The 24,792-nt window shown below is 71.1% G+C and carries 27 protein-coding genes; 15 read left to right on the top strand and 12 right to left on the bottom strand.

Annotated features, from left to right (window positions below; translation table 11 throughout):
- Nucleotides 1-90 precede the first annotated feature (90 nt).
- Together ACSHT8_RS13185 and ACSHT8_RS13180 are read left to right on the top strand one after the other, a co-directional pair.
- A complete protein-coding gene (locus tag ACSHT8_RS13185; RefSeq protein WP_436501023.1) occupies nucleotides 91-2,493 on the top strand; it encodes a DNA translocase FtsK 4TM domain-containing protein in 2,403 nt (800 codons plus the stop codon).
- Nucleotides 2,494-2,559: 66 nt separating this feature from the next.
- A complete protein-coding gene (locus tag ACSHT8_RS13180) occupies nucleotides 2,560-3,000 on the top strand; it encodes a hypothetical protein (protein ID WP_436501021.1) in 441 nt (146 codons plus the stop codon).
- A gap of 19 nt (nucleotides 3,001-3,019) precedes the next feature.
- On the opposite strand, the gene ACSHT8_RS13175 is transcribed toward ACSHT8_RS13180, so the two are convergent.
- The 8 genes from ACSHT8_RS13175 to ACSHT8_RS13140 all read right to left on the bottom strand — a co-directional run bounded on the left by ACSHT8_RS13175 (nucleotide 3,020) and on the right by ACSHT8_RS13140 (nucleotide 8,492).
- Nucleotides 3,020-3,475 (bottom strand): phospholipase, encoded by a 456-nt coding sequence (locus ACSHT8_RS13175; protein ID WP_436501019.1) that lies wholly within the window; start codon nucleotides 3,473-3,475, stop codon nucleotides 3,020-3,022.
- Between the two features lie 90 nt (nucleotides 3,476-3,565).
- On the bottom strand, nucleotides 3,566-4,315 hold the full coding sequence (locus ACSHT8_RS13170) for a nitroreductase family protein (RefSeq protein WP_436501018.1): 750 nt from the start codon (nucleotides 4,313-4,315) through the stop codon (nucleotides 3,566-3,568).
- 4 nt (nucleotides 4,316-4,319) lie between these two features.
- Nucleotides 4,320-5,507 (bottom strand): YcaO-like family protein, encoded by a 1,188-nt coding sequence (locus ACSHT8_RS13165; RefSeq protein WP_436501016.1) that lies wholly within the window; start codon nucleotides 5,505-5,507, stop codon nucleotides 4,320-4,322.
- Nucleotides 5,504-6,001 carry a hypothetical protein gene (locus ACSHT8_RS13160; protein ID WP_436501014.1) on the bottom strand — a complete coding sequence of 166 codons (498 nt, stop codon included), beginning with the start codon at nucleotides 5,999-6,001 and terminating at the stop codon, nucleotides 5,504-5,506. The genes ACSHT8_RS13165 and ACSHT8_RS13160 overlap by 4 nt, the downstream gene beginning before the upstream one ends.
- Nucleotides 5,998-6,771 carry a hypothetical protein gene (locus ACSHT8_RS13155; RefSeq protein ID WP_436501012.1) on the bottom strand — a complete coding sequence of 258 codons (774 nt, stop codon included), beginning with the start codon at nucleotides 6,769-6,771 and terminating at the stop codon, nucleotides 5,998-6,000. The genes ACSHT8_RS13160 and ACSHT8_RS13155 overlap by 4 nt, the downstream gene beginning before the upstream one ends.
- Nucleotides 6,771-7,631, bottom strand: coding sequence for a MerR family transcriptional regulator (locus tag ACSHT8_RS13150; protein ID WP_436501010.1), 861 nt, complete (start codon nucleotides 7,629-7,631; stop codon nucleotides 6,771-6,773). The genes ACSHT8_RS13155 and ACSHT8_RS13150 overlap by 1 nt, the downstream gene beginning before the upstream one ends.
- A 63-nt stretch (nucleotides 7,632-7,694) precedes the next feature.
- Nucleotides 7,695-8,195, bottom strand: coding sequence for an amino-acid N-acetyltransferase (locus tag ACSHT8_RS13145; RefSeq protein WP_436501008.1), 501 nt, complete (start codon nucleotides 8,193-8,195; stop codon nucleotides 7,695-7,697).
- Nucleotides 8,196-8,204: 9 nt separating this feature from the next.
- The gene (locus tag ACSHT8_RS13140) at nucleotides 8,205-8,492 is read right to left on the bottom strand and encodes a hypothetical protein (protein ID WP_436501006.1); all 288 of its coding nucleotides are present in this window, start codon (nucleotides 8,490-8,492) and stop codon (nucleotides 8,205-8,207) included.
- A gap of 110 nt (nucleotides 8,493-8,602) precedes the next feature.
- On the opposite strand from ACSHT8_RS13140, the gene ACSHT8_RS13135 reads away from it, so the two are divergent.
- The 9 genes from ACSHT8_RS13135 to ACSHT8_RS13095 all read left to right on the top strand — a co-directional run bounded on the left by ACSHT8_RS13135 (nucleotide 8,603) and on the right by ACSHT8_RS13095 (nucleotide 16,780).
- On the top strand, nucleotides 8,603-9,817 hold the full coding sequence (locus ACSHT8_RS13135; RefSeq protein ID WP_436501004.1) for an acetyl-CoA C-acetyltransferase: 1,215 nt from the start codon (nucleotides 8,603-8,605) through the stop codon (nucleotides 9,815-9,817).
- A gap of 158 nt (nucleotides 9,818-9,975) precedes the next feature.
- Complete coding sequence (gene rimO / locus ACSHT8_RS13130) at nucleotides 9,976-11,382, top strand: 30S ribosomal protein S12 methylthiotransferase RimO (RefSeq protein ID WP_436502059.1); 1,407 nt, start codon at nucleotides 9,976-9,978, stop codon at nucleotides 11,380-11,382.
- The gene (gene pgsA, locus ACSHT8_RS13125; protein WP_436501002.1) at nucleotides 11,379-12,014 is read left to right on the top strand and encodes a CDP-diacylglycerol--glycerol-3-phosphate 3-phosphatidyltransferase; all 636 of its coding nucleotides are present in this window, start codon (nucleotides 11,379-11,381) and stop codon (nucleotides 12,012-12,014) included. Before rimO ends, pgsA begins: the two co-directional genes overlap by 4 nt.
- Nucleotides 12,011-12,520, top strand: a complete 510-nt coding sequence (locus ACSHT8_RS13120) for a CinA family protein (protein ID WP_436501000.1) — start codon at nucleotides 12,011-12,013, stop codon at nucleotides 12,518-12,520. The genes pgsA and ACSHT8_RS13120 overlap by 4 nt, the downstream gene beginning before the upstream one ends.
- A gap of 233 nt (nucleotides 12,521-12,753) precedes the next feature.
- Entirely contained in the window at nucleotides 12,754-13,209 is a 456-nt protein-coding gene (locus ACSHT8_RS13115; RefSeq protein ID WP_436500998.1) for a helix-turn-helix domain-containing protein, read from the top strand.
- A gap of 189 nt (nucleotides 13,210-13,398) precedes the next feature.
- A complete protein-coding gene (locus ACSHT8_RS13110) occupies nucleotides 13,399-14,238 on the top strand; it encodes a PspA/IM30 family protein (protein WP_436500996.1) in 840 nt (279 codons plus the stop codon).
- Between the two features lie 10 nt (nucleotides 14,239-14,248).
- On the top strand, nucleotides 14,249-15,019 hold the full coding sequence (gene pspM / locus ACSHT8_RS13105; RefSeq protein ID WP_436500994.1) for a phage shock envelope stress response protein PspM: 771 nt from the start codon (nucleotides 14,249-14,251) through the stop codon (nucleotides 15,017-15,019).
- Nucleotides 15,020-15,135: 116 nt separating this feature from the next.
- Nucleotides 15,136-15,357, top strand: a complete 222-nt coding sequence (locus tag ACSHT8_RS13100) for a hypothetical protein (protein ID WP_436500992.1) — start codon at nucleotides 15,136-15,138, stop codon at nucleotides 15,355-15,357.
- A 151-nt stretch (nucleotides 15,358-15,508) separates the two neighbouring features.
- A complete protein-coding gene (locus ACSHT8_RS13095; RefSeq protein ID WP_436502058.1) occupies nucleotides 15,509-16,780 on the top strand; it encodes a uracil-xanthine permease family protein in 1,272 nt (423 codons plus the stop codon).
- On the opposite strand, the gene ACSHT8_RS13090 is transcribed toward ACSHT8_RS13095, so the two are convergent.
- Nucleotides 16,755-17,768 (bottom strand): quinone-dependent dihydroorotate dehydrogenase, encoded by a 1,014-nt coding sequence (locus tag ACSHT8_RS13090; RefSeq protein ID WP_436500990.1) that lies wholly within the window; start codon nucleotides 17,766-17,768, stop codon nucleotides 16,755-16,757. The two genes, ACSHT8_RS13095 and ACSHT8_RS13090, sit on opposite strands and share 26 nt — an antisense overlap.
- 43 nt (nucleotides 17,769-17,811) lie before the next feature.
- Between ACSHT8_RS13090 and ACSHT8_RS13085 the strand changes: the two genes are divergently transcribed.
- Together ACSHT8_RS13085 and tnpB are read left to right on the top strand one after the other, a co-directional pair.
- Nucleotides 17,812-18,612 (top strand): hypothetical protein, encoded by an 801-nt coding sequence (locus ACSHT8_RS13085; RefSeq protein ID WP_436500988.1) that lies wholly within the window; start codon nucleotides 17,812-17,814, stop codon nucleotides 18,610-18,612.
- A 37-nt stretch (nucleotides 18,613-18,649) separates the two neighbouring features.
- The gene (gene tnpB, locus ACSHT8_RS13080; RefSeq protein ID WP_436500986.1) at nucleotides 18,650-20,029 is read left to right on the top strand and encodes an IS607 family element RNA-guided endonuclease TnpB; all 1,380 of its coding nucleotides are present in this window, start codon (nucleotides 18,650-18,652) and stop codon (nucleotides 20,027-20,029) included.
- A gap of 507 nt (nucleotides 20,030-20,536) precedes the next feature.
- On the opposite strand, the gene ACSHT8_RS13075 is transcribed toward tnpB, so the two are convergent.
- From ACSHT8_RS13075 to ACSHT8_RS13065, 3 genes are read right to left on the bottom strand one after another with little or no spacing between them, the layout of a single operon-like run.
- Nucleotides 20,537-20,860, bottom strand: a complete 324-nt coding sequence (locus ACSHT8_RS13075; RefSeq protein WP_436500985.1) for a hypothetical protein — start codon at nucleotides 20,858-20,860, stop codon at nucleotides 20,537-20,539.
- A gap of 30 nt (nucleotides 20,861-20,890) precedes the next feature.
- Nucleotides 20,891-21,685, bottom strand: a complete 795-nt coding sequence (locus ACSHT8_RS13070; RefSeq protein ID WP_436500983.1) for a DNA-formamidopyrimidine glycosylase family protein — start codon at nucleotides 21,683-21,685, stop codon at nucleotides 20,891-20,893.
- A 3-nt stretch (nucleotides 21,686-21,688) separates the two neighbouring features.
- The gene (locus ACSHT8_RS13065; protein ID WP_436500981.1) at nucleotides 21,689-22,543 is read right to left on the bottom strand and encodes a ParA family protein; all 855 of its coding nucleotides are present in this window, start codon (nucleotides 22,541-22,543) and stop codon (nucleotides 21,689-21,691) included.
- 200 nt (nucleotides 22,544-22,743) lie between these two features.
- Here ACSHT8_RS13065 and ACSHT8_RS13060 point away from each other — a divergent pair, with 200 nt between their 5' ends.
- Together ACSHT8_RS13060 and ACSHT8_RS13055 are read left to right on the top strand one after the other, a co-directional pair.
- Nucleotides 22,744-23,469 carry a class I SAM-dependent methyltransferase gene (locus ACSHT8_RS13060; protein WP_436500979.1) on the top strand — a complete coding sequence of 242 codons (726 nt, stop codon included), beginning with the start codon at nucleotides 22,744-22,746 and terminating at the stop codon, nucleotides 23,467-23,469.
- 30 nt (nucleotides 23,470-23,499) lie between these two features.
- On the top strand, nucleotides 23,500-24,792 hold the full coding sequence (locus ACSHT8_RS13055; protein WP_436500977.1) for a DNA polymerase IV: 1,293 nt from the start codon (nucleotides 23,500-23,502) through the stop codon (nucleotides 24,790-24,792).

Below are 24,792 nucleotides of genomic sequence, written 5' to 3'. Positions count from 1 at the left end.
CATCGCATGTCCCAGGTCAGCGGCTCGAATGCGCCCTGTTGCCAGAGTGACCCCTGGGGCGGGAGGGTAGGTCCGACTACCGTGTGGGCTATGGCGACGACCTCCAAGACCCCGGGCAAGAAGGCGCCCGCGCGCAAACCGGCTGCCAAGCCCGCCGCGCGCAAGCCCGCTGCCCGCAAACCCGCCAAACGCCCGAACGTCCTGGTCGCGTTGATCGGCGGCGGGTGGGGTCTGCTGGCCAAGGGCGCGGGGTCGATCGCCCGCGCGGTCGGCCGCACCAAGGAACTCGACCCCGGACACCGCCGCGACGGCATCGGCTTCGCGCTGATCGCGCTCGGCGTCGTCCTCGGCGCGGCGGTCTGGTGGAGCGCGGCCGGGCCGGTCGGCCGGAACCTGGAGAACGGCGTCCGCACGGTCTTCGGCGCGCTGACCGTGGCGCTGCCGCTGGTCCTGTTCGTCGCGGGCGTGGTCCTGATGCGCACCGACCCGGCGCCGGAGAAGCGCCCGCGCTACGTCGTGGGCACCCTGCTGATCGCCCTGGCGATGCTCGGCATCCTGCACGTGTTCAGCGACATGCCCACCGACAACGAGGGCCGCATGTACGCGGGCGGCGCGCTCGGCTTCGTCTCCGGCGGGCTGCTCGCCAAGGGCGTCACCGCCTGGGTGGCGCTGCCGGTGCTGGTCCTGGTGCTGGGCTTCGGCGTGCTGGTCTTCACCGGCACCCGGATCAAGGACATCCCGACGCGGCTGCGTGAGCTGGGCATGGACCCGGAGGACCGCGAGGACGCCGCGCCGGTCGAGGAGGCCGAGCCGGAGCCGGTCAAGCTGCGCAGGCCGTCGCGGCGCAGGCAGGCCGCCGCGGTCGAGACCGAGCAGCCCGAGCTGCCGCTCGACGAGCCCATGCCGCCGCGGGTGCGCGCGGAGCAGGTCAAGGAGAACAAGCCCGCCGCGGAGAAGAAGCCGAAGGACGAGATCACCGTCACCCGGGTCGTCGACGGCGACTACAAGCTGCCCGACCCGTCGATCCTGGCCGACGGCGACGTGCCGAAGACCCGCAGCAAGGCCAACGACCTCATGATCGAGGCCATCACCGGGGTGCTCGACCAGTTCGCCATCGACGCCCAGGTCACCGGCTTCACCCGCGGCCCGACAGTCACCCGCTACGAGGTCGAGCTCGGCCCCGGCGTGAAGGTCGAGAAGATCACCGCGCTGACCAAGAACATCGCCTACGCCGTGGCCACCGACAACGTCCGCCTGCTCGCGCCCATCCCGGGCAAGTCGGCGGTCGGCATCGAGGTCCCCAACAGCGACCGCGAGATGGTCCGCCTCGGCGATGTCCTGCGCAGCGCCACCGCGGTCAAGGACACCCACCCGATGGTGGTCGGCCTCGGCAAGGACATCGAAGGCCACATGATCACGGCCAACCTGGCCAAGATGCCCCACCTGCTGTGCGCGGGCTCGACGGGTTCCGGCAAGTCGAGCTTCGTCAACTCGATGCTGGTGTCGCTGCTGGCCAGGGCCACGCCGGACGAGGTCAGGATGATCCTGATCGACCCGAAGATGGTCGAGCTGACGCCCTACGAGGGCATCCCGCACCTGATCACGCCCATCATCACCCAGCCGAAGAAGGCGGCCGCCGCGCTGACGTGGCTGGTGGAGGAGATGGAGCAGCGCTACCAGGACATGCAGGCCAACCGGGTCCGCCACATCGACGACTTCAACAAGAAGGTCAAGACCGGCGAGATCACGGCCCCGCCCGGCAGCGAGCGCGTCTACCGGCCGTACCCGTACATCCTCGCGATCGTCGACGAGCTGGCCGACCTGATGATGACGGCCCCCCGCGACGTCGAGGACGCCATCGTCCGGATCACCCAGAAGGCGCGTGCGGCGGGCATCCACCTGGTGCTGGCCACGCAGCGGCCCTCGGTGGACGTCGTCACCGGCCTGATCAAGACCAACGTCCCGTCCCGGCTGGCGTTCGCCACGTCGTCGCTGACCGACTCGCGCGTCATCCTCGACCAGCCCGGCGCTGAGAAGCTGATCGGCATGGGCGACGGCCTCTACCTGCCGATGGGCGCCTCCAAGCCGGTCCGCATCCAGGGCGCCTACGTCAGCGACGAGGAGATCTCGGCGATCGTCGGCTTCACCAAGGAACAGGCCCAGCCGGACTACACCGACGGCGTGACGGCGGCCAAGGCGGGCGAGAAGAAGGAAATCGACGCCGACATCGGCGACGACCTCGAACTGCTGGTCCAGGCGACGGAACTGATCGTGACCTCGCAGTTCGGCTCCACGTCGATGCTGCAGCGCAAGCTGCGGGTCGGCTTCGCGAAGGCGGGCAGGCTGATGGACCTGCTGGAGACGCGCGGTGTCGTCGGTCCTTCGGAGGGCTCCAAGGCCCGCGAGGTCCTGATCAAACCGGACGAACTCGACGGCTTCCTGTGGACGATCCGCGGCGGCGGCCCGGCCGACGACGACGATCAGGAGGATTGACCCGCGACCGCGAGCAACCCCGTACCCAGGAACCTCCGTCTCAGCGGTGACACTGAAGGAGTGACCATGCTGAACGGCGTCCTCCGGGCCATCGCCATCGCGGCCCTGTTGACCGCGACCGCCTGCGCCCAAGCGGGCGGAAAGTCCCCGGACACTGGTAATGGTGGAGACATGACAACCCAGCCCACCCCGGCGGGCCCCGCGCTCGGCGCCGACTTCCCCGTCGACAAGGGCGGCTCGGTCCGACTGTCGACCGGCGACGTGACCGTTGCCTACCAGGAACTCGTCGAGGACAGCCGCTGCAAGCCGGGCAACGTCTGCGTCTGGGAGGGCGACGCCAAGGTCAAGGTGGCCGTCACCGTCGCCAAGATGGCGCCGCAGGTCCTCGAACTGCACTCGAACAAGAAGTTCACCACCGCGGCGAACGCGGGCGCGTACAAAGTCGAGGTGGTCGGCCTCGACGTCGACGCCAAGGTCCTCACCCTGAAGGTGACCCAGGCGGAGTAGCCCGCCTGGGTCAGGCAGATCAGGAACCGCCGCCGAAGGTGCGGACGGCCTGGTAGTACACGTCGGCGGTGCGGTTGCACGCCCAGTTGCCGTTGCAGATCGTGTAGAGGTCGCTCTTGAACTTATTGTCGATGCTCAGGCGGGTGGTCTCGTTGAACCGGCCCTGCTTCTTGTAGTTGCGGTAGCCGAAGTCGTGGCGGTAGCACGCCTTGACGAAGTTGAAGCCGAACGGGTTGTCGGGGGAGTTCGAGCAGCCGTCGGAGGACCAGTCGAGTTGGCTGGCGTAGGGCCGCGCCGCGCGGGTGTTCTGGAAGGTGTTCAGCGACTGGCTGAACAGGTACGTGTCGGTGGTCGCGCGCAGGTCGGCCGGGCTGAGTTCGGCGGACGCGGTGCCCGCGCCCAGGATGAGCGCGAAGGCGGCGACGATGGCGGCGAAGGCGCCGCGCGCGGTGTGCCGCAGGGTTGACGTGGCCACGGATCTCCCTTGAGACCGTCGGTCCACCCGCTGTGGACCGGTTGCGCCAATTACGCACCGTCCCAACGGTTTTCGGCACCACCGTTCGGGCTAGGTCACCTCAAGGATGGGTGACCGGCGCGTGAAAACCCGGCCACGCCTGGCTTTCCGGCCGCAGACGTACGTTCCGGCCACCCTTACCCGGTCCGAAGTCAACCCCAGCAACCCCAGGAGTTCCCGGTCGGCACCCCCTCCCAGCAGGTATCCCGCGAGCCCCTGTTCGGCGACGCGCAGCGCGAGCGACTGGGCCGCCGCGCCCGCCTCGATCAGGCCGAACCGGCCCGCGCGCGGCCCGTACTTGGCGAACTGCGCGGTGTCGTCGAGCACGAGGACGACCGCGAGCTGCGGGGCGTCACCCACGGTGCCGACCAACCGGGACAGGTCACTCCACTGAGGACACTCGGTCAGGTCCTGCAGCGCGTGCGCCGCGGCGTCGTACCGCGTGACGCGGCCGCTCAGCTCGTGGTCGGCGTTGATCAGGATCGGATAGGCGCGCACCGCGTTGAGGCCACCCGCCGACGGGTAGGCGCGGCGACCTGGCTCGGGCGCGGCCAGGGCACTCAGGACGCCGCCGAGGTCCCGGCGCGACAGCGGGCCGTCGGTGAACTCCCGCTCGCTGCGGCGCGTGCCGAACAGGCGGGCGAGCCGGTCCGTCGGCCGGGGCAGGGGGACCGGTTGGGTAGGCAGAACGAATGGATCCAGCGTGGTCGGGGCGGTGCGGTGGTCGGCCATGCGGTCGGCGAACGCGCGCTGGGTGAGGGTGGAGAGGCTCGTCTCGGTCCAGAACTCGTCGAACGTCATCGGCTCAGCCCAATGGGTGCGGGAATGGGGACGGGAAGGCGGTGTGCGGGGTCAAGTCCGGGAAGCGCCACGACAGCTCACCTGCGCGGCCGCCCAGGTGTGGCCACCGGTGGTCGGGGTGCAGAGGAGTCAAATCCGGGGAGAGCGCGCGGACGCAGTGCAGGCCGACGGCGGCCAGTTCCGGGGTCGTGAGATCGCGGTAGGCGAGCCGGATGTCGGCGGCGGCGAGCGCGTCGACCAGATTCTTCAGCCCTGGTGCGGAGTCGGCGGGCGGGGTGCCGGTGCGGCCGCGCCAGAACGGGAGGTCGGCCCACTGGTCGAACGCGTGGGCGTAGTGGACGGCGTGTTTGTCGAAGTCGGTGACCTGGTCCGGGCGCAGCGGCTCGGTGTCGCCGAGGCGGACGCGGATGAACACCGTGCCCTGGCACCACTCCAGCCACGCCTTGTCGAGCGCTTCCGCCCAGGTCGGCTTGCACGCCAGCCCGAGCGTCGGCCGCGGCACGCCCGCCACCGGCAGGGTGCCCGCGACGGCCGCGACCGGGTAAGGGCTGTAGGCGGGGGTCAGGTCGAACGCGGTGATCTCGCCGTTCAGGGCGTGGACCGGGTCGGTCAGTCGGTCGGGGAGTGCGACCTGGTTCGGGGCCAGGCCGTGCAGCCAGACCGTGGTGAGGGCGTCGCGCTCGATGAGTTCGCTGATGGCGGCGGTGAGCGCGACGGTGGCGGACGGGCCCGCGGCGAGGCCGGAGGACGTGGACGGCAGGCCGTGCCGGGCGTCGAGTGAGAGCAGGCCCGCGGGGACCTGGACGGGCTCGTTGTCCGGCAGCGTCCACGCGTTCGTGTAGTCCGGGTTCCGGTATCCGGAGAACGGAAAGTCCGGGGCGGCTTGCTGGGCAGGCGAGTGCAGGGTGAAGGTGTCGATGAGCCAGCGGGGGCCGTCCTCGACTGTCTCCAGTGGACAACGGGTGGCGGCGTGGCGCTCCAGGGCTTCGGCCAGGGCGGCCAGGCGGGCGGACTCGGCGTCGAAGCCCACGCCGCCCGAGGTGCCTCCGGTGGTGGAGGGGTCGGGGATGGCCGCGAAGCCAGGAACGTCTACATCAGACAGTGAGGATGGAGTCTCCTGTAGGCGGGACACCACACCCTGGCGCCACCCGACCGCGCGGTCGAGCAGGAGGGCCGACAGCGGGGGCCTCATCGGTACGCCTTGAGTGCGCCCTTGATGGCCATGGCCGCCACGATCGGTCCGACGAGCAGATAGAGCCCGTAGAGCATTACGAGGAAGGCGCCGAGGAAGAACTCGACGGTGAACATCAACGCGAACATGAGCACCCTCCCTGCCGCCGCGAACGGGCGGGTGGACCCGGCGCCGCCCGCGACGGCCGCGCTGACCGCCGCGGCGGCGGCCACGCACCCGACGGTGAGCAGGAGCCACCTGTCGCTGTCGGTTTCGCCGAGCACGTAGAACACGGCGGCGAGCAGCGCGGGCCAGATGAGGGCCGCGACCACAGGGGCGACCTTCGTGTCGGCTTGGACTTCCTTCAGCTCATTGCGCAGGTCGCCGTGCAGGACGATCGGGGCTGTAAGGGTGGTGGCCAGGCAGCAACAGCAGCAACAGCAACAGGTGGGTGTCGCGGCGGTGGCGGCGAGGGCGTCGGGGCTGAACTGGTCGGGCAGGCGTAACGGAGTCATTCCTGTTCCCAGGGGAGGGTGATCCGGCCGGGGTGCGGTCGGGCGCAGCTGGCGCAGTCGGCGCTGGGCAGGACGTCCTCTGCCGTGGTCGCGAGCGTGTTCAAGTCGTAGGCGATGGTGCGCTGGAGCAGCGCGAGCGAGCCGTCGCCGAGTTCGCGCAGGGCGTGCGCGGCCAGGGTGACGGGCAGGTCCGGGTGGGCGGCGGCCTTGGGCGCGGGCGGCGGCTTCGGGTCGCCCCAGCGCTGCCCGGCGCGGCGGGCCAGGCATTCCAGGCATGAACTCGCGCCGGGGACGACGAGCGGCCCGAGGGCGATCGTGTGGTGGAAGGCCAGGTCGAGCAGCACATGGATCTGTCCACTCTGGACAAGTCCGGCGCTCAGGCCGACCAGCTCGGCCAGCCGCGCGGTGGTCCGCACGACCACGAGCACGTCCGGCGCGGCGACCGGCGGGAACGCGGCGGCCAAGGCGGCGGTCAGCTCGGGGGAGGCGTCGCCCAGGATCTGGGTGCCGACGCTGAGCGTCCGCGCCGCCCCGTCGCGCGGCAGTGCCGCGGGACGCAGCGCGCCGAGGGTCTGCAGCTGCGGCAGCACGGCGCGGGTGGATTCGGGCAGGTCGGTGGGCTCGACGTCGCGTCCGTCGAACAGCGCGGCGAGCCGGTGCGCGTCGGCGGCGGGGACGTCGGGGACCAGGTAGACGAGGTCGGCGCCTGCGAAGACGACGAGTCCCTCGGCGCGGGCCTGGGCGTGCCAGGCCGGATTGACGGTGAGCATCAGCGTTCCCCAGGTTCGGCGGCGACCTCGGCGATGTAGGCCTCGATGTCGGCGTCCAGCGGCTCGTCCGGATGGGCGGCCGCGCGTTCGAGCCGCTCGGCGAGCACGGGGACCGTGTGCCCGGCCCAGGTCGGCACGCCGTCGTCGGGCAGCAGGTCGTGTTTGCGGGCGAATGCCTCCGCCGCGTCGCGGATCGACTCGCGCAGCGCGCCCGCGACCACGCCCTGAGCCGACTCGGTCAGCTCGACCAGCAGCGTCTTGACCCGGTCGAGCTGGTCGTCGCTGGCCGCCCGGCTCGACAGGTCGGGCCACAGGATGCGCTCGAAGACGTCGACGAAGTCGGCGGCGATCCGGTCGGTCTGCGTGCGCAGCCGGTCGAAGGCGTCGAGGACCTCGGTGGGCGGGATGGAGAGGTTCGCCATCGCGGTGCCGCTGTCCAGCGCCCACCGGCGCACGAACGGACGGCCTCGCTGCCAGCGGACCAGGCCCATCCGACTCGCCCGCCGGAACAGCTGCGGACGCAGGTCTCGCGCGGAGACCAGCGTCCGCAGCTCCCGGACCCCCACGGGCACCCAGTCGTCCGGGCCGCCCGATCCGGTGAGGCCGAGCACATCGCCGACGCGGGCCCCCAGGTCCCGCGCGGCGATCAGCTCGGCGATCGCGGGCAGCGAGAAACCCCGCTGCTGCAACCTGTTCACCAGCCCGAGCCGCTCGACATGCGACGCGTCATAGCGGGCCGTGCGGCCCTCGCGCCGGGGCGGATGCAGCAGTCCCCTCGTCTGGTACATCCGGATGGTGCTGGTCGGCAGCGCGGCCTCGGCGGCCAGCTGCTCGACGGTCAGCGCGGTTTCACGTCGCACAGCCACGATCCTGTCGGACCGTGACTCATCTAGTCAAGACTCTTCGAGTGATTACTCGAATAATTAGAGTTTGAGCAGCATGCGGGTGTTGCCCAGGGTGTTGGGCTTCACATACGGCAGGTCAAGGAACTCCGCGACACCCTCGTCCATCGAGCGGCGCATCTCCTCGTAGACCTCCGGGGACACCGGGGTGCCCTCGATCTCGACGAACCCGTGCCTGGCGAAGAACTCGGTCTCGAAGGTCAGCACGAAGATCCGCCCCAGCTCCAACTCGCGCGCCGTGGCCAGCAGCCGGTCGACCAGCGCGTGCCCGACCCCTTTGCCGATCGCCGACGGCAGCACCGCGATGGTGCGGATCTCGGCGATGTCCTCCCACAGCACGTGCAGCGCGCCGCAGCCGACCAGCTCGCCGTCGATCTCGGCTACCCAGAACTCCTGGACGTTCTCATAGAGCGTCACGAGTTCCTTGGCCAGCAGCACGCGGCCGACGTAGGTGTCGACAATGGCCTTGATCGAGCGGACATCGGTGGTCCTGGCGCGGCGCACCAGTACGGACGGCTTCACAAGGAGGATCTAAACAGGTGGGGGAACCTGTTTCCGCTCACCAGTGCTGAGCGCGCCGAAGAAGCCGAGGAACGAGGCAAGCCCGGCCAGCGCGGTGTAGTAGGCGGCCGTCCCCGACACCAGGATCCCGGCGAAACAGGCGGTCGACAGCAGCACCCAGCCGAGCGGGTGCGCCCACCGCAGTAACCACGCCCGCGCGCCGGACGCGTCCTCCCTCGGATGGATGAACGCGAACACGGCGGCGGGCACGAGCGCGGCGCAGCCCAGCAGCCACAGAGGTATTCCGGCGAAGGTCACTCCTCCACCATCACCCGGCCTCGGGCGGACGGCATCGGGGTCGTCCCCGGAGTTTTCCCTGATGGCGCGGGGTGGCTTTCGCGGGGTCGGGCCGGGGCAGAATGACGCCCATGCGCGATGCCGTGATCTGCGAACCCGTCCGCACCGCCGTCGGTCGGTTCGGCGGGGTGTTCAAGGACGTCCCCGTCACCACCCTGGCCGCCACCGTGATCCAGGATCTGCTGCGCCGCACCGGCATCGCCCCCGAGGTGATCGAGGACGTCGTCTTCGGCCAGTGCTACCCCAACGGCGACGCCCCCGCCCTCGGCCGCGTGGCCGCCCTGGACGCGGGCCTGCCGGTCACGGTCCCCGGCCTGCAACTCGACCGCCGCTGCGGCTCCGGACTCCAGGCGGTGCTCGACGCCGCCATGCGCGTCCAGACCGGCGTCAACGACGTCGTGCTGGCGGGCGGCGCGGAGAGCATGAGCCAGGTCGAGTTCTACTCCTCGGCGATGCGCTGGGGCGTCAAGGGCACGGGCGTGGAACTCCACGACCGCCTCGCCCGCGCTCGGGTCACGGCGGGCGGCGTCAACCACCCGGTCGACGGCGGCATGCTGGAGACCGCCGAGAATCTCCGGCGCGAGTACGGCATCTCGCGGGTCGCCCAGGACGAACTGTCGGTCCGGTCGCACGCCCGGGCAGTGGCCGCGATCGAGGCGGGCCGGTTCGCCGACGAGATCGTCCCGGTGACCGTCCCGGGCAGGCGCGGGGACACCGTGGTCGACCGCGACGAGCACCCGCGCCCGGAGACCACCTTGGAGAGCCTCTCGGGCCTGAAGCCGATCATGCGGGCCGACCCGGACGCCACGGTCACGGCAGGTAACGCCAGTGGCCAGAACGACGGCGCCGCCGCCTGCCTGGTGACCACCCCCGAGAAGGCCGCCGAACTCGGCCTGCGCCCCCTGGCGCGGCTGGTGACCTGGGCGAGTGCGGGCGTGCCACCCAAGACCATGGGCATCGGCCCGGTCCCCGCCACCGAGAAGGCCCTGTCCCGAGCGGGTCTCACCCTCGCCGACATCGATCTGATCGAACTGAACGAGGCGTTCGCCGCACAGGTCCTCGCGTGCACCGAGGAATGGAAGTTCACCGAGTCGGACTGGGACCGCACCAACGTCAACGGCTCCGGCATCTCCCTCGGCCACCCCCTCGGCGCCACAGGCGTCCGAATCCTGACGACCATGCTCCGCGAACTCGACCGCCGCGGCGCGCGCTACGCCCTGGAAACGATGTGCATCGGCGGCGGCCAGGGCCTCGCGGCGGTCTTCGAGCGGGTTGACGGGCGGTGACCGGGCAGGCAGTGGCACCATAGACACCGGCGGCCGGTGGCATTGACCAACCCCAGTGCCCCGGTCGCCCCCAGCGCCAGGGCCCTGCCGCCGTGTCAAGTTCGCAGTCCAAAGGCGGTTACCCTGTGTCCGTGCCCTCTTCGTCCCGACGTGTCGCCATGCTCACCCTCGGCTGTGCCCGCAATGAGGTGGACTCCGAGGAACTGGCCGGTCGGCTCTCCGGCGGCGGCTGGGAGCTCGTCGACCTCGACGACGCCGCGCCCGACGTCATCGTCGTCAACACCTGCGGTTTCGTCGAGTCCGCCAAGAAGGACTCCGTCGACACCCTGCTCGCCGCCGCCGACACCGGGGCGAAGGTCGTCGCCGTCGGCTGCATGGCCGAGCGGTACGGCTCCGAGCTGGCCGAGAGCCTGCCGGAGGCCAGCGCCGTCCTGGGCTTCGACCACTACCCCGACCTGGCCGAGCGCCTCGGCGACATCGTCGCGGGGCACGCCGTCGAGTCGCACACCCCGGTCGACCGCCGCACCCTGCTGCCCATCACCCCGGTCAAGCGCCAGACCGCCGCCCAGGACGTCACCGTTCCCGGCCACGGCTGGGTGCCGCGCGTGCGGCTGGCCGACGGCCCGGTGGCCTCGGTCAAGATCGCCAGCGGCTGCGACCGGCGGTGCTCGTTCTGCGCGATCCCGTCCTTCCGCGGCTCCTTCGTCTCCCGCACCCCCGACGAGATCGTCGGCGAGGCCGCGTGGCTGGCGGGCGAGGGAGTGCGCGAGCTGGTCCTGGTCAGCGAGAACTCCACGTCCTACGGCAAGGACCTCGACGGCTCAGGCCACCTCGAAACCCTGCTCACCCGCCTGGCCGCCGTGCCGGGCATCGACCGGGTCCGCGTGTCCTACCTGCAGCCCGCCGAGACCAAGCCGAGCCTGGTGAAGGCCATCGCGGCCACCGAGGGCGTCGCCGACTACTTCGACATGTCCTTCCAGCACTCCAGCGGCGCCGTGCTGCGCCGGATGCGGCGCTTCGGCGACACCGAGTCGTTCCTCGGCCTGGTCGAGCAGATCCGCGCCGCCGCGCCAGAGGCGGGCATCCGCAGCAACGTCATCGTCGGCTTCCCCGGCGAGACCGAGGCCGACGTCGACGAGCTGGCGCGTTTCCTCACCGAGGCCAAGCTCGACGCGGTCGGCGTGTTCGGCTACTCCGACGAGGACGGCACCGAGGCCGAGCACCTCGACGGCAAGCTCGACGCCGACACCATCGCCGCCCGGGTCACCCGCATCGCCGCGCTCGCCGAGGAGCTCACCGCCCAGCGCGCCGAGGACCGCATCGGGTCCGAGGTCGTCGTGCTCGTCGAGCACGAGGAGACCGACGACGAGGACTGCACCGGCCGCGCCGCCCACCAGGCCCCCGAGGTCGACGGCGAGTGCGTCCTGGTTGATGGGGACGCCAACGCCCTGCTGGTCGAATCCCTGTCGGTCGGCGACCTCGTCCGCTGCACGGTGATCGACACCGAGGGCGTCGACCTCGTCGTCGAGCCCATCGAGGTCGTCCAACGTCCGGCGTCCCAATGAACCCCGCCGCGACCGGCGACGACGCCGCCGCCGAACCGGTCCACCCGGTCCTGCCCGAACCCACCGTCGTCCCGGTCCTCAACGTCGCCAATGTGCTGACGCTGTCGCGGCTGGTGCTCGTCCCTGTCTTCCTGCTCGCCCTGTTCGCGGGCGACGGCCACGACACGACGTGGCGGCTGATCGCGACCGGCGTGTTCGGCATCGCCTCCATCACCGACCACATCGACGGCAAGCTCGCCCGCAAGCTCGGCCTCATCACCGACTTCGGCAAGATCGCCGACCCGATCGCCGACAAGGCGCTCACCGGGGCCGCGCTGATCGGACTGAGCGTGCTCGGCGACCTGCCGTGGTGGGTGACGCTGGTCATCGCCGCGCGCGAGATCGGGGTGACGCTGCTGCGGTTCTGGGTGATCCGGCACGGTGTCATCCCGGCCAGCCCGGGCGGCAAGCTCAAGACCCTCACCCAGATCTTCGCGATCACCTTGTTCCTGCTGCCACTGCCCGCCGGTTGGCTGCCCGTCGCGTGGACGGTGATGGCGCTCGCGGTCGCGCTGACCGTGGTCACCGGCGTCGACTACGTGGTGCGCGCCGTGCGGCTGCGGGCCCGCGGCAAGCGGGCCATCGGCCAGTGACCCCGCTGCGGCTGGTGCCGGGACTGGACTACGAGCCGGTCGCGGCCCTGGTCGACCGGCTGCGCGAGCGTGGGCAGACCGTGGCGACCGCCGAATCGCTGACCGCGGGCCTGGTCGCGGCGGTGCTGACGAGCGTTCCCGGGGCCAGCGCTGTCGTGCGCGGCGGTGTCGTCGTCTATGGGACGGACCTGAAGACGGACTTGGCGGGCGTGGACGCCGACCTGCTCGCCGAACGCGGCCCGGTCGACGAAGAGGTGGCCCGACAGCTCGCCGAGGGCGCCCGCGCGCGGTGCGGGGCCACTCTCGGTATCGGGCTGACCGGTGTCGCCGGGCCCGACCCGCAGGACGGTGTGGCGGTCGGCACAGTGTGCGTCGCGCTGGCGGGTCCGCGCGGGTCACAGGTGGTGCGGCTCACCGTCCCCGGGGGTCGCGAGGACGTCCGCACGGGGGCTGTTCGAGGTGCGCTCGACCTGCTCGCGGCCGAGGTCGATAGGCTCATCGAGTGAGGTTGTGCTCACCGACGGTGCCTGACCGGATCATGTCCACCGGCCCCTAGCTGGGAACATTCGGTGCCCGCGGATCGTTCGCTCTTGGCGGACTACCCGCGAAGGCGCTGCGCTTCGGCCGTGCCTGTCGGTAACGTTGGCAAGGTGACGGCCACGCGTTGTCTTCGCCCCGGCTACCCGCCGGGCCGTAGGCGACGCACGGACTAGGTCCGCCGGAGGAAGGGAGGTGCGCGATGACCGTGCTCTTGCGCGAGGCGATCGGTGATCGGCTCCGACACGCCCGCACCAACCAGCAGCGCACCCTGCGGGAGGTCTCCCGCAGCGCGCGCGTCAGCCTCGGCTACCTCTCGGAGGTCGAGCGCGGGCGCAAGGAAGCCTCCAGCGAACTGCTCGCCGCGATCTGCGACGCCCTGGAACTGCCGCTCTCGGAGCTGCTGCACCACGTGGCCGCCGACATCAGCGCCCTCACCGCCGTGGAGAACGGCATGGTCGACAGCGGGCTCCCCGAGCAGGCCGCGGTCGACGCCGAGACCAGGTCCGGCGGCGCCCGCGCGGCGGCCGAAGGCGGCCGTCTCGTGCCCGCCGTGGTGGGGGAGAACCTCGCCGACCTGCGTATCCAGCCCGTGCTGACGCACCGCATCGACACCGCGCTCGGGGGCACCCGGGCAGGCGCGGTCTTCGCGGCTTGAGCCGACCCGACTCAGGGCTCTCAGGGTCGACCTCAGAGTGATCCCTGAAATCTGGCGGGTCTGGTGGTCTGGTTCCGGCGTACCTGACACGATGGAACCCACAAGGGTGCCGGGGCGTTGCCGTATCGGTGGCAGCGCGGACTCCGGTGAGTCCGCAAACGGCAGGTACGAAGAAGGCAGGCGGAGGAGATGGCCAACCCGTTCGTGAAGTTCTGGAAGTACCTCATGGCGTCGTTCTCGTCGAAGATCGACGAGCACGCCGACCCGAAGGTGCAGATCCAGCAGGCCATCGAGGATGCGCAGCGCCAGCACCAGGCGCTCTCGCAGCAGGCGGCGGCGGTGATCGGCAACCAGCGGCAGTTGGAGATGAAGCTCAACCGCCAGCTCGGCGACGTCGAGAAGCTCCAGGCCTCGGCGCGCCAGGCACTCGTCCTCGCCGACGAGGCCCGCAGCAAGGGCGATGAGCAGAAGGCGACGCAGTTCGAGAACGCCGCCCAGTCCTTCGCCACCCAGCTCGTCACCGCCGAGCAGGGCATCGAGGACCTCAAGACGCTGCACGACCAGGCGCTGCAGGCCGCCGCGTCGGCCAAGACCGCCGTCGAGCGCAACGCCATGGTGCTGCAGAACAAGCTCGCCGAGCGCACCAAGCTGCTCAGCCAGCTGGAGCAGGCCAAGATGCAGGAGCAGGTCTCCAAGTCGCTCAACCAGATGAGCGAACTCGCCGCGCCGGGCAACACGCCGTCGCTGGAGGAGGTCCGCGACAAGATCGAGAAGCGGTACACCACCGCCCTCGGCCAGGCCGAGCTGGCGCAGAACTCGGTGCAGGGCCGGATGATGGAGGTCCAGGCCTCCACCACGGAGATGGCGGGCCACTCGCGCCTCGAGCAGATCCGCGCCTCCATGGCGGGCGGCTCGGTCGCGGGCCAGGTCACCTCGGGCCCGGCCGCGGCCACCCCGAGCAACATCCAGGCCGAGATCCAGCAGCGGGTGGCCAAGGAGCAGCAGGCCAACCCGCAGCCCGGCTCCTGACAGACGCGAGATGGGGTCGCGCAGACGTGAGCTGATCAAGCTCGGTGAGCTGGCAGCCGAACAGCTGCGCGGCCCCTACGCGGACCAGCTCCGCGGCAAGATCGCCGAATGGCGCGACCCGCGCGCCAAAGTCCTCCGCCAGCGCAGGCGCGCGGTTCGCCGCACCCGGCTGTGGACGGCCACCGGCGTCACCACCGGCGGCGGCGCCATCGTGCTGGAGACGGCGGTCGCCAACCCCGGCGCGGGCGGCGGCGTCCTGATCGTCGCCGCCGCCGTGTCGACCTTCATGGCCGTCACCGCGGGGATGCGTTCGTGGCGCCTGCACAAGGAACCCCTCCCCGACCCCATCCGGATCCCCAAGCCGCTCCCTGCCCGCGGCTCGGCGGCCCGGGAACCCATGCGCAGACTCGACGAGGCCGAAGACACCCTCAACGAACTGCTCACCCAGCTTTCGCGCGGCGCTTTGGTCCCAAGGGATTCGGTCACCCAGGCCCGCACCACCGGCACCGAGGCCGCCACCGCGCTGCGCGCCTTGGCCGCCCAACTCCACGCCGTGGAACGCGCCCGCGACCACGCCCCACTGGGCGACCGCCAGGCGCTCTCGGCTGGCGTCGACCGGCTCAGGTACCAGCTGGACGAGGGCTTGGACGGCTACGGCCGCCTGGTCGCCGCCGCGGGCCACGCGCTGGCCGCCAGCTCACAGCCCGGCCCCCGCACGGAGCTGACGGACGCGACCGACCACTTGGCTGCCTTGGCCCACGCGCTGCGCGATTTGGCTTGAGCCGCGCGGATACATGTCCCGCGTGATCGCCGCTGTGCTTGTGATCACCTGAATTCCCACGTCATCGGCAAGAAACACGCACGTCTCCTCGTTGACCGACCGAGGGGAGCCCCGCGATGGACACCATGATCAGCACGGCCGAGCTGCACGACATCGTGTCCACGCACGTGGCCGACATGCCCGCCTACGAAGCCCGCTTCTGGGAGATCGTCGACTCCCTGCGCATCGACCCGTCCCACGCCACCCGCATGCTCGACGTCGCCGTCGACTGGATCGCGCACGGGCGGGGAACCGTGGTCGACCCGTACGCGCTCGCGCTCGCCTGGATGCCGCGCTGACGCTGCTTCACCTGGCGTAACGGGCCCGTCATCCTCACCGGGTCGACTAGAGCATCTGTGTGAACATCACAGTGTCGTATCGACTTGCCGACTACCCGCTGTGGCACCATGCACCGACAAATCCCCGGGCGTGGTGGAGGCGGCGTTGACGGTGTGGTCCGTGCACGGCGACGGCCGCCGCGTGCGCGACGGGTCCGCCGTCGCCGCGAATGAGCGCTTGAGCTGGCCGTTGACGGTGGGGCTGGGGTTCCAGCACGTGGCGGCGATGTTCGGCGCGACGGTGCTCGTGCCCGCCGCGACCGGGTTCCCCGTGACCACCACCCTGCTGTTCTCCGGGGTGGGCACACTGCTCTTCCTGCTCATCACCCGCAACCGTGTCCCCGGCTATCTCGGCTCGTCGTTCGCGTTCATCGCCCCGCTCGTGGCCACCCGCGACGAGGGCATGGCCGCGCAGCTCGGCGGGGTGCTCGTCGCCGGGCTGCTGCTGATGGGTGTCGGCATCGCGGTCAAGGCGCTCGGGGTGCGGCTGCTGGAGTCGGTCATGCCGCCGGTCGTCACGGGCGCGGTCGTCGTGCTCGTCGGCCTCAACCTGACCCCCAAGGCGACCGAGGCGTTCGGGCACCAGCCGGTCGTCGGGATCGTGACGCTCGGCGTGATCCTGCTGTGCGGGGTCGCGCGGGGGCTCGTCGCGCAGGTGTCGGTTCTCATCGGTGTGCTCGTCGGCTGGCTCTACGCCGCGTTCACCGGCGGGCTCGACGACGACCGCCTCGCCGCGCTGGCGGCCGCGGGCTGGTTCGGGCTCCCGGAGATGAGCGCGCCCGTGCTGCGGCCGTCGGTCGTGCTGCTGGTCATCCCCGCGGTGATCGTGCTGGTCGCCGAGAACGTCGGGCACGTCAAGGCCATCGGCGCGGTCACCGGCCGCGACCTCGACGGCAGCGTCGGCGACGCGCTGATCGCCAACGGGCTCAGCACCACCCTCGCGGGCGCGGGCGGCGGGTCCGGCACCACCACCTACGCCGAGAACGTCGGCGTCATGGCGCTCACCAAGGTCTACTCCACCGCCGCCTACGCCATCGCCGCCGTCGCCGCGATCGCGCTGTCGCTCTCGCCCAAGGTCGGCGCGCTGGTCAACACCATGCCCGACGGCGTCGTCGGTGGGGCGACGCTGCTGCTCTACGGGATGATCGGCCTGGTCGGCGTGCGGATCTGGCAGGCCAACCGGGTCGACTTCCACGACCCGGTCAACCTGCTCGTGGTCGCCGCCGCCGTCGCCGCGGGCGTGGGCAACCTGACGCTGACCGTCGGGCAGATGCGGATCGAGGGCATCGCCTGGGGCTCGGCGTTCGTCGTCGTGGCCTACCCGCTGCTGCGCTGGTGGCGCACCCGCGGGGCCGAGGTCAGCGAGCGTTCACCGCGCGGTTGATCCGGCGGACCAGCGGCGGGCCCTGGTAGATGAATCCGGTGTAGAGCTGCACCAGGCTGGCGCCCGCGTCGAGCATGCGCAGCGCGTCGTCGGCGGTGAAGATGCCGCCGACGCCGATCACCGGCAGGCCGCTTTCCTTGTGCACGAACGCGACGACGTCCCGCGCGCGCTTGGCCAGCGGGCGTCCGCTGAGGCCGCCCGCCTCAGCTCCGGTCGTGGCGTCGGCGGGGGCGAGGCCGTCGCGGCTGAGGGTGGTGTTCGTGGCGATGATGCCGTCCACGCCGTGGTCGGTGCAGACCTGGAGGACCTCGGCGATGGCGTCGTCGGTCAGGTCGGGGGCGATCTTGACCAGCAGCGGCTTGGGCGACTCGGCGCGCAGTTCACCGACGAGCGCGTCGAGGGCTTCGCGGTCCTGGAGTCCGCGCAGGCCGGGGGTGTTGGGGGAGCTGACGTTGATCGCGAAGTAGTCGCCGAACTCGCGCAGGGCGCGCAGCGAGTGGCGGTAGTCCTCGACGGCGTCCTCGACCGGGGTGACCTTGGACTTGCCGATGCTGATGCCCAGCGGCACCCCGATGGGCCCGGTGGCGCGCAGGCGGGAGGCCAGCGCGTCGGCGCCCGCGTTGTTGAAGCCCATCCGGTTGATGATGGCTTCGCTGTCGGTCAGCCGGAACAGGCGCGGCTTCGGGTTGCCCGGCTGGGGGTGCGCGGTGACGGTGCCGACCTCGACGAACCCGAACCCGAGCGCGGGCCACGCCCGCAGCGCGTGCCCGTCCTTGTCCATGCCCGCGGCCAGGCCGACCACGCCGGGGAAGTCGACGCCGAAGACCGTGGTGGTCTTCCGGGTGCCGAACACGCGCCGCAGGGTGGCGACGGCGGGGCGGACCTTGGCCAGGCGGGCGAGGCCCGCCATGGTGCTGTGGTGGGCGACCTCGGGGTCGCCGCCACCGAGTTTGAACAGGACGCGTCGGGTGAGCTGCTGGTAGACCACGTCCACATCGTGTCACCCGGCCCGCTCGGCCATGATGGACGGTGTGACCGTGGACGAGCTGTACGGGCTGCCGCAGGAGGACTTCATCGCCGCGCGGCGCGAGCTGGCCAAGCAGGCGCGCGCCGACGGCGACGCCGAGGGCGCCGCCGTCATCGAGAAGCTGGCCAAGCCGACCAAGGCGGCCTGGCTCGTCAACCGCCTCGCCCGCGAACACCCGGACGAGGTAGCCGCTCTCACCGAACTGGGTGACGACCTGCGCGCCGCGCACGGCGGCGCCGAGGGGGCTTCGCTGCGGGAGTTGACGCAGCGGCGGACCACGCTGATCCGCGAACTGGTCGCGCTGGCGGGCAAGTCGCTGAGCGAGTCGATCACCCGCGAGATCGAGGAGATGCTGACGGCCGCCATCGCCGACGAGCAGGCAGGCGAGGTGCTGCGGGCGGGCCGGGTCGCGTCGGTGAAGGACCTGTCGATCGCCGCGGCGTGGCCGGGACTGGAGATCGCCGTCCCCGCGCCGAAGCCGAAACCGAAGGCGGAGCCCAAATCCGCCAAGCCGAAGGCCGACGCGGCGGCGGCCCGCAAGCAGGCGCTCGCCGAAGCGAAGGCCAAAGTCAAGGCGGCGGAAGGGGAACGCGCCGCCGCCGAGAAGGCGATCGCGAAGGCCGAGGACGCGGTGGCCGCCGCGGAGAAGAAGGTCCGCGACCTCAACCAGGCCCTCGACGCCGCCGAAGTGGCCGAGATGGAGGCCCGCCGCGCTTTGCAGGTCGCCCGCCGCGACGCGAAGGACGCCGAACGGGCCGCGGGCCAGGCGTGGCGGAAGCTGCAACAGGTGGAAGACGGGGCCTGACGGCGCTTGTAGGTGCTGGTCGCTACGGTCCGTGCTGATGACCATGGTGTTGCAGTCCTACCGGTTCGCCCTCGACCCAACCCCAGTGCAGGAGGCGGGGTTGCGGTCGCATTGTGGCGCGCAGCGCTACGCCTTCAACTGGGGGTTGGCTCTGATCAAGGCCAATCTGGGTCAGCGTGGGGCTGAAAGGTCCTACGGGGTAGCCGAGCAGGATTTGACACCGTCGGTGTCGTGGTCGGCCTACAGCCTGCGGAAACGGTGGAACCAGACCAAGGAGACCACCGCGCCGTGGTGGCCGGAGAACTCGAAAGAGGCGTACTCGTCCGGCCTGGCGAACCTTGCGACAGCGCTGGGCAACTGGAACACCTCGAAGACCGGCATCCGCGTCGGTGCGAAGGTCCGATTCCCTAGATTCAAGGGCAAACGCGCCGGACTGTCGTGTCGGTTCACCACCGGCTCGTTCGGTTTGACCGAGGGTGATCGCAGGCACGTGAGGGTGCCACGGATCGGGGTGGTGCGTACGCACGAGTCGACCAGGAAACTGGCCCGGCACATCAAGCGCGGTACGGCCCGGATCCGCTCGGCCACCATCACCTCGCGGGGAGGGCGCTGGTTCTGTGCATTCTCCGTGGAGATCCAACGTGGTGTCCGAGGTCCCACCCGACCGAAGTCCGTTGTGGGGGTGGATCTCGGGATCAAGTCGCTGGCGGTGCTCTCCACCGGGGAGGTCATCCGCAACCCGAGGCACCTCGACCTGGCGTTGGCCAGATTGCGCAGGTTGGGGAGGCAGGCGGCTCGACGGGTCGGTCCGGACCGGCGCACCCGACGGACTCCATCACATCGGTGGCGCAAGACCCAGGCCCGCATTGTCCGCCTGCACGCGGCGGTGGCCGACGCCCGCCGAGACGGGCTGCACAAGCTGTCCACCCGCCTGGTCCGCACCCACGGGACGATCGTGCTCGAAGACCTTCACGTGGCCGGGATGCTGCGCGACAGGCGTCTGGCCCGGCATGTCGCTGGGGTCGGCATGGCCGAGCTACGCCGTCAGATCACCTACAAATCCGAGTGGGCCGGTGGCCGGGTGCATGTGGCCGATCGGTGGTTCTCGTCATCGAAGACCTGCTCTGCCTGTGGCGCGGTGAAAGCCAAACTGCGCTTGTCCGAGCGATCGTTCCACTGCGACCAGTGCGGAGTCGTGCTGGACCGCGATCTCAACGCCGCCCGCAACCTCGCTCAACTCGTGGACGAGGTCGCGGGCATGTCCTCCCCGGGTTGCGGGGCGACAGGAAACGAGCCCGCTGGAAACCCATGTAAGACCCGCGCCACGCGGGCGACGGGTACCGCCACGGGAAGACCTACGGGGTCAACGCCGCGCCGCGAGGCGACGGCTCACGAGACTGCCCAATCCGTCTCGTGAACAGTGCAGCCCTCGGGTTGGCTCCTGGCTTCCCGTTGCCGGGACGCCAGGCCCAGGGCGGACTAAGTCCTGGGAACCCGAGGGCTGGGTGACTGCCTGGTATTCGCCGACCACACGCCCGCGCCCTACGGCACTGCCAGGCAGTGTCAGCCGTGTGCGGAGCCGGCAAACCATCGTGTTGATGGGTGGTCCTAGCGGACAGCCACCTCACGTGTCCTGAGTGAAATCACCGTTGGACCACCTCCTCTCTCGTGTACTTCGGACCGTATGCGGTCTTCGCGCGGCTGACAACGCGTTTTTCTTCAACGTAAGAGGGCCTTAACTCCCCCGATCGGGGGACTGATAAGGTCCCCGAACACACGCAGCGTGGGTGGTTGCACACACGTGGTTGACCGTAGATCGGCTGATCGGCGCGGAGGGGACCGGACACGTGCGGAACCTGCTGAACCAGCCGAACCGGACCGCGCTCGGCATGGTCATCGGAGCCGTCACCGCGGCTCTCTTCTATCAGGGCTTATCCTCGGCGCCCGCGGTCCATGGCGAGGCCGTCGGGGCCACCACCGAGCCCGAGTCCACGATCGTCGACTCGACCTCCGTGCCGCTGACGTCCACGGCGGCGCCCGCGACCTCGGTCCTCACCAGTGCCCTGACCAGCACGACGACGACCACCAGCAGCACGACGTCGACCACCTCGGTCACGACCACCACGGCGAACTCCGCCACCACGACCACCACACAGACGATGGTCACCACGACGCCGCCCCGGCCGACCACGACGACGCCCCCGCGCACCACCACGACGACGCGGCGGCCCACCACGACGACCACCACGACGCAGACGTGCTGGCTGTTCTGGTGCTCCTAGGTCGGTCCGGGCTGGCAGTTCGGGCAGTAGTAGGCGACCCGTTCGCGGACGCCTTCGCCTTGTGAGCCCGCGATCACGCGGCCGCCGCAGCGCAGGCAGCCGACGCGGGTGCGGCCGTAGACCCACAGTGTCCGGCCTCGCCGCGGATCGCCTGTCGTGTTGCGGTCGGGGGACATTTTGTTGCGTTCCAACAGTTTTCGGCTGAGTATTATCGCTTCCGCACAGTCCACATCGGACACAGGTGTCCACGGTGAGACGCCGAGCAGGTGGCAGATCTCGGCTTTGTAGACGTTGCCGATGCCCGCCATGACGCGCTGGTCGAGCAGTGCGTCGCCGATCTCGCGGTCCGGGACGGCCGTGAGCCGCTCCAGCGCGCGGGCGGCGTGGGTCTCATCCCAGGTCGGGTCGAGCAGGTCGGGGCCGAGGTGGCTGACCAGCCGGTCCTCGTCGGCGGTCGGCAGCAAAGCCATCTCGTGCAACAGGAATCCGACTGCCTGGTGCTCTTCGGTGGCGAACACCGCGCGCGCCTGGAACCCCGGTTTGCGCCAGCGGGCGCCGCGGGGCAGGACCTGCCAGGTGCCGTCGAGGCCGAGGTGGCTGTGGAAGCTCAGGTCGCGGTCGAACCGCAGGAACAGGTGCTTGCCGACCGTCCGCGGCGCGAGCGCCACGCGGCCGCGCAGGTCCACAGTGGACAGTCGGGGGTGGCGCAGGTCGCCGGTGGTGAGCACGCGGTCGGTCAGGACCGCCGCGAGCCGGGCGGCGGCCTGGTAGACGGTGTCACCCTCGGGCATGGCCTACTCGCCTACCGACGACTCAGCCTCTTCGTCCTCCGGGGGCCACTCGGCGGCCTGGTGGCGGCCGCGGCTGCCGGTGCGCAGGATCCGGGCGAGCAGCAGGTTGAACGCGAGCGCGACCTCCCGCGCCCCCGGCGTGCCCCACTGGTGGATCGGCATGCACGCGCCCTGGGCCTGCTGGACGGCCAGCCGGTCGGGCAGGGCCACCGGCATCACCAGCCGCCCGAAGTTCTCCCGCAGCTCGGCGATGCGGAACTGGTGCTCGTAGGAGTGGGTGCGGACCCGGTTGACCACCACGCCCAGCGGCACGAGCGCCGGGTTGTACTCGTCGCGGGTGTTCTCCACGGCCTCGAAGGCGCGCTGGGCGCCCTGGACGGCGTAGATCGTGGGCTCGGTCACCAGGAGCGCGCCCTGCGCCGCCACCAGGGCGGACCGCGTCAGCCGTCCGAGTGACGGCGGGCAGTCCATCAGGACCAGCTGGTAGGGCAGCTCACCCTCGGCGATCATGTTCCTGACCTGCGCCAACGCGCGACCCAGCTTCTCCAGGCGGCTCGTGCCGGGGTCCGGGTCGTTGAGCGACTCCAGGTCCTCCGACCCGACCATGACGTCGACCTCGCCGTCCCACGCGCTGGGCGCGATCGCCGCGCGCAGGACCGCCGGGCGGGGCGTCTCCAGCACGTCGGCCAGGGTCGCCGTCGTCTCGTCGGGGTCGAGCGTGGTGGTCGCGTTGCACTGCGGGTCGAGGTCGACGACCAGCGTGCGCGCCCCCCGCCGCAGCGCGGCCGACGCGAGGCCGAGCACGACCGTGGTCTTCCCCACGCCGCCTTTGAGGCTGAGCACTGCCACCGTTTGCACGCCCTAGACCTTAGAGCGCGTCGGAGAACTGCCGCACGTGCCAGCCGCGCCGAGGCGGCCCCTGACGGCGCGGCCGGACTGCCCGAATACAACACCGGTATGAGGGCAGCCCGGCCGCACCGCCCAGGAACCACCTCGATCACGACTGACACGCACGGCAGTTCTCCGACGCGCTCTCAGAGTCTCTACAGTTCAATCTCATGCGACCGGATGCCGTACGCCGTGTGCTCGACCTCGAGCTGACCGCCGCCCGTGAGCGGCGCCACGGCCAACCGCCCAGGGTGCTCGACGTCGGCGGCGGCAGTGGCGTGTTCGCCGTGCCCATGGCCGCGGCCGGGTGCGCCGTCACGGTGGTCGAACCCAGCCCCAACGCCCTGGCCACCCTGCAGCGCCGCGCCCAGGAGGCCGGGGTCGCCGACCGCATCACCGCCCTGCAGGGCGACAGCGACGCGCTCGACCAGCTCGTCGAGCCCGGCTCGGCCGACCTGGTGCTGGCCCACGGCCTGCTGGAGGTCGTCGACGACCCCAAGGTGACCGTGGCCGCGATGGCGGGCGCGGTGGCCCCGGGCGGCGTGCTGTCGCTGCTGGTGGCCAACCGCTTCGCCGCCGTCCTGCACCGCGCGATCTCCGGCAAGCTGGTCGACGCCCGGAAGCTGCTCGACGACCCGGCGGGCCAGATCACCGGCCCCGGCGAGGCCCTGCTGCGCCGGTTCGACACCGAGGGCCTGCGCACCCTGCTCACCGACGCCGGGCTGACCGTCGAGCTGATCCAGGGCTACGGCGTGGTCGCCGACCTGGTCCCCGGCTCGGTGCTCGACGCCAGCCCGGGCGCCCAGGACGCGCTGGCCCAGCTGGAACTGGTCGCCGCGACGACCCCACCACTGCGCGACGTCGCCACCCGCCTGCACGCCGTCGCCCGCCGCTGACTGTCGGGTCCCTGTGGAAGGCTCCGGGGCATGGGGCGAAGCGGGGACCTGCCGAGGGGGCTGGTCGAGCGGTTCAAGGCGCGCGACGGGCGGTGGCCCGACGACGCGGGCTGCTCGATGCTGCACGTCGACATGGACGCGTTCTACGCCTCCTGCGAGATCCGCGAACGCCCTGAGCTGCGTGATCGGCCGGTCGTGGTCGGCGGCGTCGGCGCGCGTGGGGTGGTCTCGGCGGCCAACTACATCGCCCGCGAGTTCGGTGTCCGGTCCGCCATGCCGACCGGGCAGGCGCGCAGGCTGTGTCCGCACGCGGTGTTCCTGCCGCCGAGCTTCGAGCTCTACCAGCGCGTCTCCTCCGGCGTCATGGCGATCTTCCGTGACATCACCCCGCTGGTCGAGCCGCTGAGCCTCGATGAAGCCTTCCTGGACGTCTCCGGAGCGCTGCGCCGCCTGCGCACGACCCCGGCCGAGGTGGGGGCCCGGATCCGGGCCAGGGTCACCGCGGAGTTCGGCATCACGTGCTCGGTGGGCGTCGCGCCGACGAAGTTCGTGGCGAAGCTGGCGTCGGGGCTGGCCAAGCCGGACGGGATGCTGGTGGTCCCGGTCGGCCAGGTCACCGAGTTCCTGCACCCGCTGCCGGTGTCGGCGCTGTGGGGCGTGGGGAAGAAGACGGCCGAGCGGCTGTTCGACGTCGGCCTGGAGCGGGTGTCGGACGTCGCCAACGCGCCCCTGCCCCGGCTCAAGCGGATGATCGGCGTGGCACTGGCCGAACACCTCCACGCGCTGGCCAACGGGCACGACCCCCGGGCCGTGGTGGCGGAGGCTGCGGAGAAGTCGGTCGGCGCGGAGGAGACCTTCGAGGTCGACCACTACGACCGCGACCTGCTCAAACGCGAACTGCTGCGGCTGTCGGAGCGCACAGCGGCGACGCTGCGCACGCGCGGGCTGCGGGGGCGGACGGTGTCGATCAAGGTCCGGTACTCGGACTTCTCCACGATCACCCGCTCGCGCACCCTGCCGGTCGCGACGGACGTGACGCGGGAGGTCTACCAGACGGCGTGCAAGCTGCTCGACGAACAGGTCCCGCATGGCGCCGTCCGGCTGATCGGGGTGCGGATGGAGCAGTTGGGCGCGGGGGAGTCCGAGCAACTGCTGCTCGACGCGCCGGAGCAGGGGTGGCGGCAGGCCGAGCAGGCCGCCGACAAGGCCAGGTCGAAGTTCGGCACGGCCGCTGTCCGCCCCGCCGCGCTGCTCGGCAACCGCCCCGAACGCGCCGGCGCCACCGAACCCAAGCCACAGCGGGAAGCCGACCCGGTCGAGTGA

The organism is Actinokineospora sp. HUAS TT18 (assembly GCF_051364635.1).
Taxonomy (GTDB): Bacteria; Actinomycetota; Actinomycetes; order Mycobacteriales; family Pseudonocardiaceae; genus Actinokineospora.
This window is presented reverse-complemented; position numbering and strand designations above follow the sequence as displayed.